Raw genomic sequence first — 13,227 nt, forward strand, 5'->3', positions numbered from 1 at the left:
GGAATGCCGGGTTTTTTTGTGCCGTCCATAGGCGTAAATCGCCGGGACCTCAGATACCCTTGAGATAGGGATTGTTGCGCCGCTCTTCGCCCAGCCGCCCACCGGGGCCATGGCCGCAGATGAAGCCGACTTCATCGCCGAGCGGCAGCAGCTTGTCGCGAATGGACGCCATTAATTGTTCGTGGTTTCCGCCAGGCAGGTCCGTGCGCCCAACCGATCCAGAAAACAAGACGTCGCCGACATGGGCGAACTGCTGGTCGCGGTTGTAGTAAATGACATGGCCGGGTGCGTGGCCCGGGCAATGATAGACCTCGAAGACATGGTCTCCGAAGGATACCTTGTCGCCATCCTTCAGCCATTTGTCGGGCACGACATTCTTCAAACCGCTGATACCGTATTTTTCGGCCTGCACCTCGATCCTCTCCAGCAGCGGCCGGTCATCCTCATGCGGCCCGATCACCGGCAAAGAGAGCTTTTCGCGCAGTTCGTCGGCGCCGCCGGCATGGTCGAGATGCCCGTGCGTCAGCCAGATTTCCTTCAGCGCGATGCCGTTTTCAGCCACGACCTGAAGAATGACGTCCACATCCCCGCCGGGATCAACGATGACGCCCTCCTTGGTGTCCTGATCGAACAGGATGGTGCAGTTCTGCTCGAATGGCGTGACCGGAATAATACCCGCCTGCAACTTTCCCATATCCTGCATCTCCTGTCTGAAAGGTTGCGCCTCCTATAGCCCGCGACCGCCTGCGGCACAATGGCGGCGGAAATGACACCCGCTTTCAGCGACCCACCCATTTTAAAAATAACCATGAAATACAGCATGATAACAAGAAGTCCTCCGCATATCGCGGGAATTGCCGGCGAAAAATGTGGAACGCCCTGATGGTTGCGACGTTCTAGCTCCAGTCTTGAAAAGGAGTGAGACACATGGACAAGACGCTTAAAATGCTCATGGCTGGCGGCGCCTTCGCCCTGATGGCTGGTTACGCGAACGCCGCCATGGTCGCCACGACAGCATCGGATATTTCCGTTCGCTCGGGCCCCGGTGAAGACTATCCCGAAGTGGGGCTGGCCACCCGCGGCAGCAATGCGGTTCTGGATGGCTGCATGGAAGGCAGCAGCTGGTGCCGCATCGAAGTCAACGGTCTGCGCGGCTGGGCTCATGCGGATTATCTGAATGTCATGTATGAGGGTTCTCCGGTCATTCTCGAACAGCGCCGCTCGGACCTCAGCGTTCCGGTGGTCACCTATGAAAAGACCTCGAGCGTGCAGGCCGAACCCAATCCCGGCGATCCAAACCTCGGCCGGGTTGGCGAGGTGGACCCGCCGCAATCGGTGATAACCTATATTGACGAACATCCCGCCGACACCGTTACCTATGATGGCGACATAGCCATCGGGAGTGTATTGCCGTCAGATACACGTCTCGTCGAAATCCCCGACTATCAGTATCGTTATGTCCGGGTGAACGATGTGCCGGTTCTCGTCGAACCTTCAACACGGCGGATCGTCTACGTTTACCAGTAGAGGCTTCTGCCGAACAAATCGTCCATCGGGCGACATGAAACCAATGAAGAGCGCGGGCTTTCCGCGCTCTTTTCTATTTCCGGTAAAGGTCACCCAGAATTCCAGTTGCACCCGCACCCGCAGCATATTATCCACCGCAACAGAAAATGATCGCGGCATTCTCCCGAGCGGACGCATTTTCGGCTATGTTTACAGAATATTGGCGCATCGACGTATGTCAGCCGCAGAATATGAAGGAACCGCAGTGCCACCGCAATCGCTCAAAACCGCAGCCGCCAGACAGACACCGGCACTTCCGAAGGTGGACGACGGCAAGATCGACTTCGACACGATCGAGGCGCTGTTTTTCGCCTATCGCGATTTCGTCTCCGATCCCGATGTCATTCTGTCGAAGCTGGAATATGGCCGGGCGCATCATCGGGTGGTCTATTTCGTCAGCCGGCAGCCGGGCATGACGGTGGCGGATTTGCTCGACACGTTACAGATCACCAAGCAGAGCCTTGCCCGCGTGCTCAAACAACTGATCGACGATGGTTACATCCGTCAGATGGCAGGCCCGGAAGACCGTCGCCAGCGCAGGCTTTATCCGACGCTGACGGGCCGCGAACTGGCGCTGGCGCTGAGCGAGCCGCAATCGCGCCGCATCGACCGGGCGCTGGAAGGGCTCGGGCCTGACGCCCGCGCCTGCGTGCGCAAGTTTCTGGCGCAGATGCGCAGCCCGACAACCGTGGAAGGCGAGTGACGATGGCGCAAGCTCCGACAAAACGACCGCCAGCGGATGACGATGCGGCCCATCTCCTGATCGTCGACGACGACGCCCGCATTCGCGATCTCCTGCAGCGCTTCCTTGGCGACAAGGGTTACCGCATCTCCGTGGCAGCCGATGCGGCCGAAGCACGGCGTAAAATGATAGGCATCCGCTTCGATCTGCTCATCCTCGACGTGATGATGCCGGGCGAAAACGGGCTTTCGCTGACCCGCTCGCTGAACGAGGACAAATCCGTGCCGGTCATTCTTCTGACCGCCCGTTCGGAGGCGGATTCGCGCATTGCCGGGCTGGAAGCGGGCGCGGACGACTATCTCGCCAAGCCCTTCGATCCGCGCGAACTCGTCCTGCGCATCAACAACATCCTGCGGCGCAACACCTCGCCAGATACGCCCAAGATCGAACAGATCATGTTTGGTCCCTACAGCTTCTCCATTCCGAAGAAGGAATTGCGGCGCGGCCCAGAAACGATCCGCCTGACGGATCGCGAACAGGAGATCATGCTGCTTTTTGCACTGCGCGCCGGCGACACCATTCCACGCCACGAACTGGTGGAAGCGGAATCGGAAGTGGGTGAAAGAACCATCGACGTGCAGATCAACCGTCTTCGCCGCAAGATCGAGGACGACCCTGCCAATCCTGTCTATCTGCAAACGGTGCGCGGCATCGGTTACCGCCTGAGCGTGGACTGACGAGCACCAAAGGAAAGGCGAACGCACGGCCATGGCGAGCCTCGATTTTCTGAGCACGGTCAAAAAAAGCGGCGTGGCCAAGGCCTGGCGCCTTTCCGGTAGATGGTTGCGCCACTGGCTGCCCACCGGCCTTTACACACGCTCGTTGCTCATCATCATTCTTCCGATGATACTGCTTCAGGGCGTGGTCGCGGCGGTCTTCATGGAACGCCATTGGCAGTTGGTGACCGAACGCCTCTCCTCCGCCGTGACGCGCGATATCGCCGCAATCATCGAGCTTCTGCAGACGGACCCCGAGGAAGATGACTATCAGCGCGTCATCCGCATCGCCCGCGACAAGCTGGCTCTGAGCGTCTATATCGAACCGAAGGCGGATCTGCCTGCTCCGAGACCTGAGCCGCTGTTTTCCATCCTCGACAGGATTCTGGCAGATCAACTAACCCAGCAGATCGGCCGGCCGTTCTGGATCGATACCTATGGTAACGGCTCGCTGGTCGAAATCCGCGTCCAGCTGGAAGACAAGACGCTGCGCGTCTTTACCAGCCGCAGCGCGGCCTATGCCTCCAACACTCATATCTTCCTTGTCTGGATGGTGGGTGCATCGCTGGTGCTGATCGCCATCTCCATTCTGTTCCTGCGCGGCCAGATCAAGCCCATCGAAGCGCTTGCCAAGGCGGCTGAAAACTTTGGCAGAGGCCAGAAGATCACCGCCTATTCCCCGCGCGGCGCGGACGAAGTGCGGCGCGCGGGCCTCGCCTTCATATTGATGCGCGAGCGTATCGAGCGGCAGATGGAGCAACGCACCGCCATGCTGAACGGCGTCAGCCATGACCTGCGCACCATCCTCACCCGCTTCAAGCTGCAACTGGCGCTCGCTGGCGACAATCCCGATCTCGAGGGGCTCGACAAGGATGTCGAGGACATGCAGTCTATGCTGGAGGCCTATCTGACCTTTGCCCGCACCGATGTCGAAGAGGATGTCGGCACGCTGGAGCTTCCAGCCCTTCTCGAAAAAATCGGCCATGATTTCGAACTGCACGGCAAGAAATTCAGCTACGAGCTCTATAATATCGAGCGGATCATCGCGCGACCGAACGCGCTTTCACGGCTCGTCGCCAATCTCGCCGAAAATGCGCGGCGTTACGCCGGCAATCTCCACGTCGATATCCGCAAGGCGCCACGCTCCATCATCATGACCTTTGACGATGATGGCCCCGGCATTCCGGAAATCTCACGCGAGGATGTGTTCAAGCCGTTCTTCCGGCTGGACGAGGCGCGCAACCTCAATGCCTCGGGCACGGGCCTTGGCCTCTCCATCGTCCGCGACATCGCCCGCAGCCATGGCGGCGACGTATCGCTGGATGAAAGCCCGATGGGCGGATTGCGGGTAATCGTCAAAATTCCGGCTTAGCGGCATAGCGCCGGTCAGCACATCTTCTCGCCGTTCGGCACCGGCCGCTCAACCGCGGCAAGCACGATATCGCCATTGGCATCGGCAAAACCTAGCGTCAGCACTTCGGACCGGAAAGGGCCGATCTGGCGCGGCGGAAAATTCACTACGCCCAGAACCTGCCGCCCGACAAGACTTTCCGGCGTATAATGCACCGTGATCTGCGCCGAGGATTTCTTGATGCCGATGTCCGGCCCGAAATCGATCTTCACTTTGAAGGCCGGCTTGCGCGCTTCGGGAAAAGGTTCTGCTTCGACAATGGTGCCGACGCGGATATCGACCTTCTCGAAATCGGCATAGGAAATTTCACCGCTCATGGCTCGCCCCTTCAGCCCGCCAGCTCTTCGGCGCGCGTTTTCGCGGCAGCGACCGCCCTGTCGAACAGGGGCTGCATGCCGTCCTCAGCCATCAGCACGGACAGCGCCGCAGCTGTTGTGCCGCCCGGCGAGGTCACATTCTGGCGCAGGCGCGCCGCCTCGTCGGAAGACTGGTGCAGGAGTTCGCCAGCACCGGCCACGGTTTCACGCGCCAGACGCATGGCGACATCCGCCGGCAGGCCGGCCTTGCGCCCAGCCTCGGCCATGCATTCCACGAGATAAAAGACATAGGCAGGGCCACTACCCGAAACCGCAGTCACCGCGTCGATATCGCTTTCGGCATCCACCCATTCAACCGGACCGCTGACCTTCAGCAACCCGTCCACAACGGTTTTAAGCTCGGGCGTCACCAGGTCGTTGGCATAGGCCCCCGTCACGCCGCGGCCGACCATGGCCGGCGTGTTGGGCATGGCCCGCACAGCGGCAACCGAACCGAAATGCGAAACGAAGGTGGCAATGGTGGTGCCCGCCGCGATGGAGACCACAACCGTTTCCGGGCCCAGCAGAGGCTTCAGCGACGGCAGCACGGCTTCCATCATCTGCGGCTTCACCGCCACGAAAAGAATGCCGGCCTTCACGCCCCCAGGCACGCTTTCGGCATGGGTGGCGCCGGCTTCCGCAATCGTCGTGCGCATGGCGTCGGAAGGGCGCGGGTCGATGACGATGACCTGCGATCCCGGCACACCCTTTTTCAGCCAGCCTGAAAGCATGGCGCCGCCCATATTGCCGGCGCCAACGAGGACGAGAGGCCCGGAAGCCTTGTACACCATGTTACGCTTCTCCCACGGTCTCAAACATGACCGCTTCGATTGCACTTTTCGCATCCAGCCCCGACCAGACGACGAACTGGAATGCCTGGTAATATTGCTCGCAGGCCTCAAGCGCGCTGGAAAGCAGCACTTCAACCTGCTGGTTGTTCGGTTCGGCGCCGCCGGCCAGAAGCAGGGACTGGCGGAAGATCACCACGTCTTCCTGCCGCCACAGATCGAAATGACCCATCAGCACCTGACCATTGACCTGCGAGAGCAGACGAATGACTTCGTTGACGCGCTGGTCCGGCACCTTGATATCGAAGGCGCAGGCCAGATGCAGCGCCTCGAATTCTTCCATCCATGAAAAGGAGACGTGATAGTCCGCCCAGTGACCAGCGACAGTCATGGCGATCTCGTCTTCACCGGAGCGCTCGAAAGACCAGTCGTTCGAGGCAGCGACAATCTCGATCATGTCCACGGGATTGGACTGACGCTCAATTTCAAATTCTATCAGACTCATGCGGCACCTTCTCAGCCGGTAGGGATGTCCTGTTTTGAACGCCGGGCACAAAACGCACATACAAACCGGGATAAACATTTGAGACGATTGCCCGACACCACCAGAATTACGCATTCACCCTGTCTGGAGCTTACCAGGTCTTTTCGAATCATCATTTAAAATCAGTGTATAATGGCCGAGTCCTGCTGCCACCCCTTCCCCGCCATTTTTGCTTTTTGAACAGTGGATATCTTCTCCCCCATCACCTCAGGCGAGATACATAAGCGACTCTGCCGACTGCGTTTTTTGGAAGTGTCCACAGGCCCAAAAAATTCGCGTCCGAGGCCCGTTTTTTTAACAACCGGGAGTCATTTCGGACGCTATGAGCCGCAAATAAAAAGTCCCGGAATCGCAAGCGATCCGGGACCCGTCAGAAAAGGCGCTAGAAAATCAGTCCTTGGCGGCCGAAAGCTTCGCTTCCAGGGCCTCGATACGGGCGCGCAGCGCATCGTTTTCATCACGCGCCTGAATGGCCATTTCGCGAACCGCATCGAATTCCTCGCGGCGGACAACGTCCAGACTGTTCAGCCAGCGATCCGCCTGGGCATGAAAAGCCGCTTCGGCTTCCTTGCGCACGCCCTGCGCCGCGCCGGCCGCGTCGGTCATCAGCTTGGCGAATTCATCCAGAAAACGATTGGTGCCTGTCGTGCTCATGGCGCTTGTCCTTCGTCGGTTCAGGGGCATCGTCTTGCCCGCTGTTGATAGTCTTCAGGTAGGCACTCCACCGCCGCCTTGCAAGCGAAATCGAAAAATCGCAAGAGCTTGCGTGGCCTTCGGTATCTTAAGCAGCAGCTTGAAGAATCACCTTGACCGCCGCCACCGCAATCGCCATTTTCCTTGGCGTCAGGGAGACCGGTGAGCATCATCGCCCGGCCCCTCCTGAGGCAATGGATCGTTCCGTTGTCCGCCCAGCAACGATGACGGAATATACGGATTGTTAGCCGCTCCCACCCAACTCGCCATCATGCCCTTCCCCAATATCGATCCGGTGGCGCTGTCCCTCGGCCCGCTCTCGATCCACTGGTACGGCATTGCCTATGTTGCCGGCATCATGCTCGGCTGGTTTTACGCCCGCCGCCTCGCCCGCACGGATCGCCTGTGGCCGAACGATGTGTCGCCCGTCTCGGCGCAGCATCTTGATGATTTCATCCTCTGGGCGGCCGGCGGCATCGTACTCGGCGGGCGCATCGGTTACATCCTGTTTTACGATATGGCAGCCGTGGCCGCCAACCCCATCAGGGCGATCGAGATCTGGAACGGCGGCATGTCGTTCCATGGCGGCCTGATCGGCACGACGATCGCCATGATCCTCTTCGCCCGCAAGAACGGCATTCCGGTCTGGAGCATGTTCGACGTCGTCGCCGCCGTCGCGCCCATCGGCCTGCTGTTCGGGCGCATCGCCAATTTCATCAATGGCGAATTGTGGGGCCGCATTGCCGACGTGCCATGGGCGGTCGTGTTCCCGACGGGCGGCCCCTTTGCGCGGCACCCGAGCCAGCTTTATGAAGCGGGCCTCGAAGGGCTCGTGCTCGTCATCATCCTGGCAATCGCCATCTACGCCTTCAGGGCGCTGAAGACGCCCGGCACCGTCACCGGCATCTTCGTCTGCGGTTACGCGCTGTCACGCATCTTCGTGGAATTTTTCCGCGAGCCGGACGCCCAGATCGGTTATCTCGCCGGCAACTGGCTGACCATGGGCATGGTGCTCTCCACCCCGATGTTCGCTCTCGGCCTCTGGGCGGTCCTGCGGGCGCGCAGCGCGACAAAAAGCGCCTAAGCGGTATGATTGCCCATGACGACACCGCTTGCGCAACGTATCAAATCACTTATCCGGCTCAATGGTCCGCTCAGCGTTACCGACTATTTTTCGCTCTGCCTCGCCGATCCTGAACACGGTTATTACAAGAGTCGCGAACCCTTCGGCCGTTCGGGTGATTTCATCACCGCGCCAGAGGTCAGCCAGCTTTTCGGCGAAATGCTCGGGGTCTTCGTGGTGCATGCCTGGCAACGGCATGGCGCGCCCGCACAAACGCAACTGGTGGAAATCGGCCCCGGCCGCGGCACCATGATGTCGGATATGCTGCGCGTCATCCGCCGCATCGCGCCGCCGCTTTATGAGACGATGCGGGTGCATCTGGTCGAAACCAGCCCCCGCCTTTCCACCATCCAGAAAGAAACGCTGGCCGAACATGCGGACAGGCTGACATGGCATGACAGTTTCGACGACGTGCCGGATGGTTTCCTGCTGCTTGTCGCCAACGAACTCTTTGATGCCATTCCGATCCGGCAATTCGTCAGGACGCCGCAGGGTTTCCGCGAGCGCGTGGTCAGCCTCGATGCCAATGACGAACTCGTCTTCTCGACGGGTCTTGCCAGCATAGACCCGTCCCTGCTGCCGCCGCAGCCCGAACAGCAGCCGCTCGGCGCCATATTCGAGATTGCACCGGCCCGCGAAGCCGTGATGACCGCAATCTGCCAGCGCCTGTCCGCCCATGGCGGCACGGCGCTCGCCATTGATTACGGCCATCTGGTCGCCGGTTATGGCGACACGCTGCAGGCCATGCGCAACCACGCCTTCGACCCGGCGCTTGCGCATCCCGGCGAAGCCGATCTCACCAGCCATGTCGATTTCGAAAGCCTTGTGAAAACAGCCGAAGCGACCGGCGTGCATGTCAACGGCGCGCTGCGACAGGGCGATTTTCTGTATGGCCTCGGCCTCAAGGAAAGAGCAGGCGCGCTTGCGGCGAAGGCGACGCCCGACCAGACGCTTGAAATTGCCGAAGCGGTCAATCGCCTCGCCGGTGAAGGCGCCGGCAAGATGGGGGAACTTTTCAAGGTCATCGCCGTTTCAAGTCCCGCGCTTCATCTTCTGCCGTTTCGCGCGGTGGATTGACAGCGCAACAACCTCTGGGCCAACATCGCCGCGACACACGAAGCAGGCACACTGCATCACACGCGCCGCGCAACGCCGCGGCAACCGGAAACATCTCGCTTAACCGTAGCTCACTGGCCAACAGCGATATTCTCCAAGGAACTCCCGCACCATGCAGAACGCAACGCTGCCGCTCCCGCTCCAGTCCCCCCTGCTCGCCGCGTCAGGTGAAAACCGTGTCCGCCACGGTTTCTTCACACGGCAGGGCGGCGTCTCGGAAGGGCTTTATCAGGGCCTCAATGTCGGCCTCGGCTCCCAGGATGAACCCGAAAAGGTGCAGGAAAACCGCCGGCGCGTGACGCAATGGTTCGGCCTGCCCTCAGGCCGCCTCGCCACCGTGCATCAGGTCCATTCCCCCGATGTCCTCGTGGTCGATGACACCTATGACGGCAGCCGCCCGCAGGCGGACGCCATGGTGACGGCAACGCCGGGTTTCGTGCTGGGCGTGCTGAGCGCCGATTGCGGCCCGATCCTGTTTGCCGACGTGGAAGCGGGTGTCGTGGGTGCCGCCCATGCCGGCTGGAAGGGCGCGCTCTTCGGCGTGCTTGAAAATACCATCGAGACCATGACGAAGCTCGGCGCCAGCCGCGAGCGCATCGCTGCCTCGCTCGGGCCTTCCATCAGCCAGAGCAATTATGAGGTCGGGCCGGAATATGTGGCGCGCTTCACCGATATCGATCCGGCCTATGCGGATTATTTCGCCGAGACGGAGAAACAGGGCCACGCCCTGTTCGACCTCAAGCAATTCACCATCGACCGCCTGACCAACGCCGGCGTGAAGGCGGAAAATCTCGGCCTCTGCACTTATCCGGACGAAGAGCGGTTCTATTCCTATCGCCGCACGACCCACCGCGCCGAACCCGATTATGGCCGGCAGATTTCCGCAATCGCAATTCTGGAGGACTGATATGGCCCTGCATTTCGAGCTTTCGGAATTCGATGCCCGTCGCGAGCGGCTGCTCGCGAAAATGGCCGAAGAGAAGCTGGACGCGCTGCTGCTTTTCGCGCAGGAAAGCATGTATTGGCTGACCGGCTATGACACTTTCGGCTACTGCTTTTTCCAGACGCTGGTCGTCAAGTCGGACGGCTCCATGACGCTGCTGACCCGTTCAGCGGATCTGCGGCAGGCCCGCAATACCTCCATCGTCGAAAATATCCTCATCTGGGTCGATCGGCCAAATGCCGACCCGACACTCGACCTGAAGAACCTGCTGAGCGATCTCGACCTGCTCGGCGCAAAGATCGGGGTGGAGTACGACACCCATGGCATGACCGGCCGTGTCGCCCGGCTACTGGACAACCAGCTCGCCAGCTTCTGCCAGATGAGCGACGCCTCCTATCTCGTCAGCACGCTCAGGCTCGTCAAAAGCCCCGCCGAGATCGTCTATGCGCGCAAGGCAGGCCAACTGGCCGACGATGCGCTGGACGCGGCTTTACCGCTGATCAAGCCCGGCGCGGACGAAGCCGCGATCCTGGCGGCGATGCAGGGCGCGGTGCTGGCCGGCGGCGGCGATTATCCCGCCAATGAATTCATCATCGGCTCCGGCGCGGATGCGCTGCTGTGCCGTTACAAGGCAGGCCGTCGCAGGCTCGACGCCAAGGATCAGCTGACGCTCGAATGGGCTGGCGTCAGCGCCCACTACCATGCCGCCATGATGCGCACGGTGGTGATCGGCGAACAGGATTTCCGCCAGAAGGAGCTTTACAGCGCCTGCTTGCAAAACCTCACCGCCATCGAAGAAGTACTCCATCCCGGCAAGACTTTTGGCGATGTCTTCGACGTCCATGCCCGCGTCATGGACGAACGAGGATTGACCCGCCACCGGCTGAACTCCTGCGGTTATTCGCTGGGTGCGCGTTTCTCGCCCTCCTGGATGGAGCATCAGATGTTCCACGCCGGCAATCCGCAGGAAATCACCGCCGACATGACGCTGTTCGTGCATATGATCGTGATGGATTCCGATTCCGGCACGGCCATGACACTTGGCCAGACCTATCTGACCACCGACGGCGCGCCGGAGCCACTCTCGCGACACAACCTCGATCTTCTCACAGCTTAAATCGCCACCGGGTTTGACAGAGCGGGAAAACCGCCCTTACATTGCGCCACCTTGGGCAAGAAGGAGCGGAACATGAGAGGGAAAATCGCATGAGCCGGACGGGGTACACCCCCCTTTGTCTGGCCGTCATTGTTCCAGCGCTTGTCCTGGCCCTGTCAGGCTGCAACACGACGGAAGCGCTGACACCGCAGGTGGATGTCGGCCATAACGCCTCGCAATCGACGCCGGTAACGCAGGGCGATCTCGACCAGATGGCGGCCGCCGCCGACCGCGCCCCCACGGGCGCCCCGGCAACCGCGACATCCGTTCCCGCCTATGCACCGCAAAACTCGCTGCAGGCGCAGGCACAGGCGCTGTCCAATGGCAGCCAGTATGGCGAACCGCTTCGCCAGAACCAGACCGCAGCCCAGCCCGCCGCAACCGCGCAATCCGCCCCCTCGCAGCAGACGGCGTCACTTGCGCCCGCCTCCTCGGCAAACTCGATCCGCTTCCTGCCCATCATCGGCGCACCCGTTCAGGCGGTGACCCCGCTATCGCGTCAGCTCGGGGCCGAAGCGCGGGCGAAGGGGTTGACCATCCGCGCCTCAAACGACAATTCGGCCGAAAATATCCTGAAAGGATATTTCTCCGCCTTTGCCGATGGCGGCAAGGTCAATATCGTTTACGTCTGGGACATTCTCGACGCCAATGGCGTGCGGCTGCATCGCCTGCAGGGACAGGAGGCGGTGGCGGCAAAAGGCAGCGATCCATGGGCCGCCGTGACCGACAGGGTCATGCAGGATATCGCTGCAAAAACACTCAACGATTATTCGTCATGGAAGCAATCTCAACGCGGATGAGGTGAATCGACGGGAGAAGTCACAGAGATTTCACGAAAATCATTGCGAAAGCGCGGAGTCCTCTTGCAATCGGAAGCAACAGCGCTATTAAGGCGCGCATGGCAACAAGGCGTATCCGGCAAAGGCTTTTCAGCCGGATGTTCCTCCCCTTGAACGACGCTTGGTTACGGTGGATTGAGCCCCGTGGCGCAAGGCGATGGCATGGAAACAGGCGGCCGCAATGAAGGTTTTCGCAGGCAATTCGAACCGGCACCTTGCCGAAGCGATCTGCAAGTATCTTAATGTTCCTCTCGGAAATGCCACTGTAAAGCGGTTTGCTGACCAGGAAATATTCGTAGAAATCAGCGAAAATGTGCGTGGTGAGGACGTTTTTATCGTCCAGTCCACCTCTTTCCCGGCAAATGATCACCTGATGGAACTTCTCATCATGATCGATGCCATGCGTCGCTCCTCGGCCAAGCGCATCACGGCGGTGCTGCCCTATTTCGGTTACGCCCGCCAGGACCGCAAGGCCGGCCCCCGCACCCCGATTTCCGCCAAGCTCGTTGCCAATCTGATTACCGAAGCCGGCGCCGACCGCGTTCTCACCCTCGATCTTCATGCCGGCCAGATCCAGGGCTTCTTCGATATCCCCACCGACAATCTCTTCGCAGCACCAATTCTCGCCCGCGACGTGAAGGACCATTACGACACCAACAATGTCATGGTCGTTTCGCCTGATGTCGGCGGCGTGGTCCGCGCCCGCGCACTCGCCAAACGTCTCGACTGTCTTCTGGCCATCGTTGACAAGCGCCGTGACCGTCCGGGCGAATCCGAAGTCATGAACGTCATCGGCGATGTCTCCGGCAAGGATTGCATCCTCATCGACGATATCGTCGATTCCGGCGGCACGCTCTGCAACGCCGCTGAAGCGCTGCTGAAAAAGGGCGCGACGAGCGTCACCGCCTATATCACCCACGGCGTGCTTTCCGGCGGCGCGGTTGCCCGTGTGGCTTCCTCGAAGCTGCGCGAACTCGTCATCACCGATAGCATCCAGCCGACCACCGGTGTCCAGTCCGCGCATAATATCCGCGTGGTCAGCACCGCAGGCCTGCTCGGCGAGGCAATCAACCGCACCGCACAGGAACAGTCGGTTTCCGGCCTGTTCGACTAAAGAACTTCGCCAATCGCCCTTAGCGCTGCCAACTGCTGTCCGGTTTAATTTCCGGGCAGGCTGCCGATCGGGCTAACATTCTCTCGGCGTCATCCTCAGCCCTGTGCCGAGGTTTCAGTC

15 protein-coding genes are annotated in these 13,227 nt (G+C 60.5%); 10 read left to right on the plus strand and 5 right to left on the minus strand.

Going from position 1 to position 13,227, the window contains the following annotated elements:
• Positions 1 to 49: 49 nt before the first annotated feature.
• Entirely contained in the window at positions 50 to 694 is a 645-nt protein-coding gene (locus QRN60_RS10850; RefSeq protein WP_113076553.1) for an MBL fold metallo-hydrolase, read from the minus strand.
• Positions 695 to 927: 233 nt separating this feature from the next.
• On the opposite strand from QRN60_RS10850, the gene QRN60_RS10855 reads away from it, so the two are divergent.
• The 4 genes from QRN60_RS10855 to QRN60_RS10870 all read left to right on the plus strand — a co-directional run bounded on the left by QRN60_RS10855 (position 928) and on the right by QRN60_RS10870 (position 4,396).
• Positions 928 to 1,527 (plus strand): DUF1236 domain-containing protein, encoded by a 600-nt coding sequence (locus QRN60_RS10855; protein WP_060725143.1) that lies wholly within the window; start codon positions 928 to 930, stop codon positions 1,525 to 1,527.
• A 214-nt stretch (positions 1,528 to 1,741) separates the two neighbouring features.
• Positions 1,742 to 2,269, plus strand: a complete 528-nt coding sequence (locus QRN60_RS10860) for a MarR family winged helix-turn-helix transcriptional regulator (RefSeq protein ID WP_020011340.1) — start codon at positions 1,742 to 1,744, stop codon at positions 2,267 to 2,269.
• Between the two features lie 2 nt (positions 2,270 to 2,271).
• Positions 2,272 to 2,985, plus strand: a complete 714-nt coding sequence (locus tag QRN60_RS10865) for a response regulator (protein ID WP_020011341.1) — start codon at positions 2,272 to 2,274, stop codon at positions 2,983 to 2,985.
• A gap of 31 nt (positions 2,986 to 3,016) precedes the next feature.
• Positions 3,017 to 4,396 (plus strand): ATP-binding protein, encoded by a 1,380-nt coding sequence (locus QRN60_RS10870; protein WP_099086026.1) that lies wholly within the window; start codon positions 3,017 to 3,019, stop codon positions 4,394 to 4,396.
• Positions 4,397 to 4,410: 14 nt separating this feature from the next.
• Here QRN60_RS10870 and QRN60_RS10875 read toward each other — a convergent pair whose 3' ends face one another.
• The 4 genes from QRN60_RS10875 to QRN60_RS10890 all read right to left on the minus strand — a co-directional run bounded on the left by QRN60_RS10875 (position 4,411) and on the right by QRN60_RS10890 (position 6,777).
• On the minus strand, positions 4,411 to 4,752 hold the full coding sequence (locus QRN60_RS10875; protein ID WP_060725144.1) for a tRNA-binding protein: 342 nt from the start codon (positions 4,750 to 4,752) through the stop codon (positions 4,411 to 4,413).
• Between the two features lie 11 nt (positions 4,753 to 4,763).
• Complete coding sequence (gene proC, locus QRN60_RS10880) at positions 4,764 to 5,582, minus strand: pyrroline-5-carboxylate reductase (RefSeq protein WP_060727431.1); 819 nt, start codon at positions 5,580 to 5,582, stop codon at positions 4,764 to 4,766.
• Between the two features lies 1 nt (position 5,583).
• Positions 5,584 to 6,084, minus strand: coding sequence for a type III secretion system chaperone family protein (locus QRN60_RS10885; protein WP_003522870.1), 501 nt, complete (start codon positions 6,082 to 6,084; stop codon positions 5,584 to 5,586).
• 429 nt (positions 6,085 to 6,513) lie between these two features.
• A complete protein-coding gene (locus tag QRN60_RS10890) occupies positions 6,514 to 6,777 on the minus strand; it encodes an accessory factor UbiK family protein (RefSeq protein ID WP_003522871.1) in 264 nt (87 codons plus the stop codon).
• Between the two features lie 310 nt (positions 6,778 to 7,087).
• Here QRN60_RS10890 and lgt point away from each other — a divergent pair, with 310 nt between their 5' ends.
• The 6 genes from lgt (at position 7,088) to QRN60_RS10920 (ending at position 13,107) form a co-directional block, all read left to right on the plus strand.
• Positions 7,088 to 7,900, plus strand: a complete 813-nt coding sequence (gene lgt, locus QRN60_RS10895) for a prolipoprotein diacylglyceryl transferase (protein WP_162687105.1) — start codon at positions 7,088 to 7,090, stop codon at positions 7,898 to 7,900.
• Positions 7,901 to 7,915: 15 nt separating this feature from the next.
• Positions 7,916 to 9,016: a class I SAM-dependent methyltransferase gene (locus QRN60_RS10900; RefSeq protein ID WP_004430340.1), complete on the plus strand. Its 1,101-nt coding sequence runs from the start codon at positions 7,916 to 7,918 to the stop codon at positions 9,014 to 9,016.
• Positions 9,017 to 9,167: 151 nt separating this feature from the next.
• Positions 9,168 to 9,962 carry a peptidoglycan editing factor PgeF gene (gene pgeF, locus QRN60_RS10905; RefSeq protein WP_004430337.1) on the plus strand — a complete coding sequence of 265 codons (795 nt, stop codon included), beginning with the start codon at positions 9,168 to 9,170 and terminating at the stop codon, positions 9,960 to 9,962.
• A 1-nt stretch (position 9,963) separates the two neighbouring features.
• Positions 9,964 to 11,115: a M24 family metallopeptidase gene (locus QRN60_RS10910; protein ID WP_111792213.1), complete on the plus strand. Its 1,152-nt coding sequence runs from the start codon at positions 9,964 to 9,966 to the stop codon at positions 11,113 to 11,115.
• An 89-nt stretch (positions 11,116 to 11,204) separates the two neighbouring features.
• Positions 11,205 to 11,954, plus strand: coding sequence for a hypothetical protein (locus QRN60_RS10915; RefSeq protein ID WP_129564916.1), 750 nt, complete (start codon positions 11,205 to 11,207; stop codon positions 11,952 to 11,954).
• A gap of 220 nt (positions 11,955 to 12,174) precedes the next feature.
• Complete coding sequence (locus QRN60_RS10920; protein WP_003522877.1) at positions 12,175 to 13,107, plus strand: ribose-phosphate pyrophosphokinase; 933 nt, start codon at positions 12,175 to 12,177, stop codon at positions 13,105 to 13,107.
• The last annotated feature ends 120 nt before the right edge of the window (positions 13,108 to 13,227 follow it).

This window comes from Agrobacterium sp. CFBP2214 (assembly GCF_030209895.1).
In the GTDB taxonomy this organism is placed as follows: Bacteria; Pseudomonadota; Alphaproteobacteria; order Rhizobiales; family Rhizobiaceae; genus Agrobacterium; species Agrobacterium radiobacter.

What these genes read in the sequence shown, in the direction of transcription:
- QRN60_RS10850 (WP_113076553.1), bottom strand. Translation starts at nt 694, where the DNA reads ATGGGAAAGTTGCAGGCGGGTATTATTCCGGTCACGCCATTCGAGCAG.
- QRN60_RS10855 (WP_060725143.1), top strand. Translation starts at nt 928, where the DNA reads ATGGACAAGACGCTTAAAATGCTCATGGCTGGCGGCGCCTTCGCCCTG.
- QRN60_RS10860 (WP_020011340.1), top strand. Translation starts at nt 1,742, where the DNA reads ATGTCAGCCGCAGAATATGAAGGAACCGCAGTGCCACCGCAATCGCTC.
- QRN60_RS10865 (WP_020011341.1), top strand. Translation starts at nt 2,272, where the DNA reads ATGGCGCAAGCTCCGACAAAACGACCGCCAGCGGATGACGATGCGGCC.
- QRN60_RS10870 (WP_099086026.1), top strand. Translation starts at nt 3,017, where the DNA reads ATGGCGAGCCTCGATTTTCTGAGCACGGTCAAAAAAAGCGGCGTGGCC.
- QRN60_RS10875 (WP_060725144.1), bottom strand. Translation starts at nt 4,752, where the DNA reads ATGAGCGGTGAAATTTCCTATGCCGATTTCGAGAAGGTCGATATCCGC.
- proC (WP_060727431.1), bottom strand. Translation starts at nt 5,582, where the DNA reads ATGGTGTACAAGGCTTCCGGGCCTCTCGTCCTCGTTGGCGCCGGCAAT.
- QRN60_RS10885 (WP_003522870.1), bottom strand. Translation starts at nt 6,084, where the DNA reads ATGAGTCTGATAGAATTTGAAATTGAGCGTCAGTCCAATCCCGTGGAC.
- QRN60_RS10890 (WP_003522871.1), bottom strand. Translation starts at nt 6,777, where the DNA reads ATGAGCACGACAGGCACCAATCGTTTTCTGGATGAATTCGCCAAGCTG.
- lgt (WP_162687105.1), top strand. Translation starts at nt 7,088, where the DNA reads ATGCCCTTCCCCAATATCGATCCGGTGGCGCTGTCCCTCGGCCCGCTC.
- QRN60_RS10900 (WP_004430340.1), top strand. Translation starts at nt 7,916, where the DNA reads ATGACGACACCGCTTGCGCAACGTATCAAATCACTTATCCGGCTCAAT.
- pgeF (WP_004430337.1), top strand. Translation starts at nt 9,168, where the DNA reads ATGCAGAACGCAACGCTGCCGCTCCCGCTCCAGTCCCCCCTGCTCGCC.
- QRN60_RS10910 (WP_111792213.1), top strand. Translation starts at nt 9,964, where the DNA reads ATGGCCCTGCATTTCGAGCTTTCGGAATTCGATGCCCGTCGCGAGCGG.
- QRN60_RS10915 (WP_129564916.1), top strand. Translation starts at nt 11,205, where the DNA reads ATGAGCCGGACGGGGTACACCCCCCTTTGTCTGGCCGTCATTGTTCCA.
- QRN60_RS10920 (WP_003522877.1), top strand. Translation starts at nt 12,175, where the DNA reads ATGAAGGTTTTCGCAGGCAATTCGAACCGGCACCTTGCCGAAGCGATC.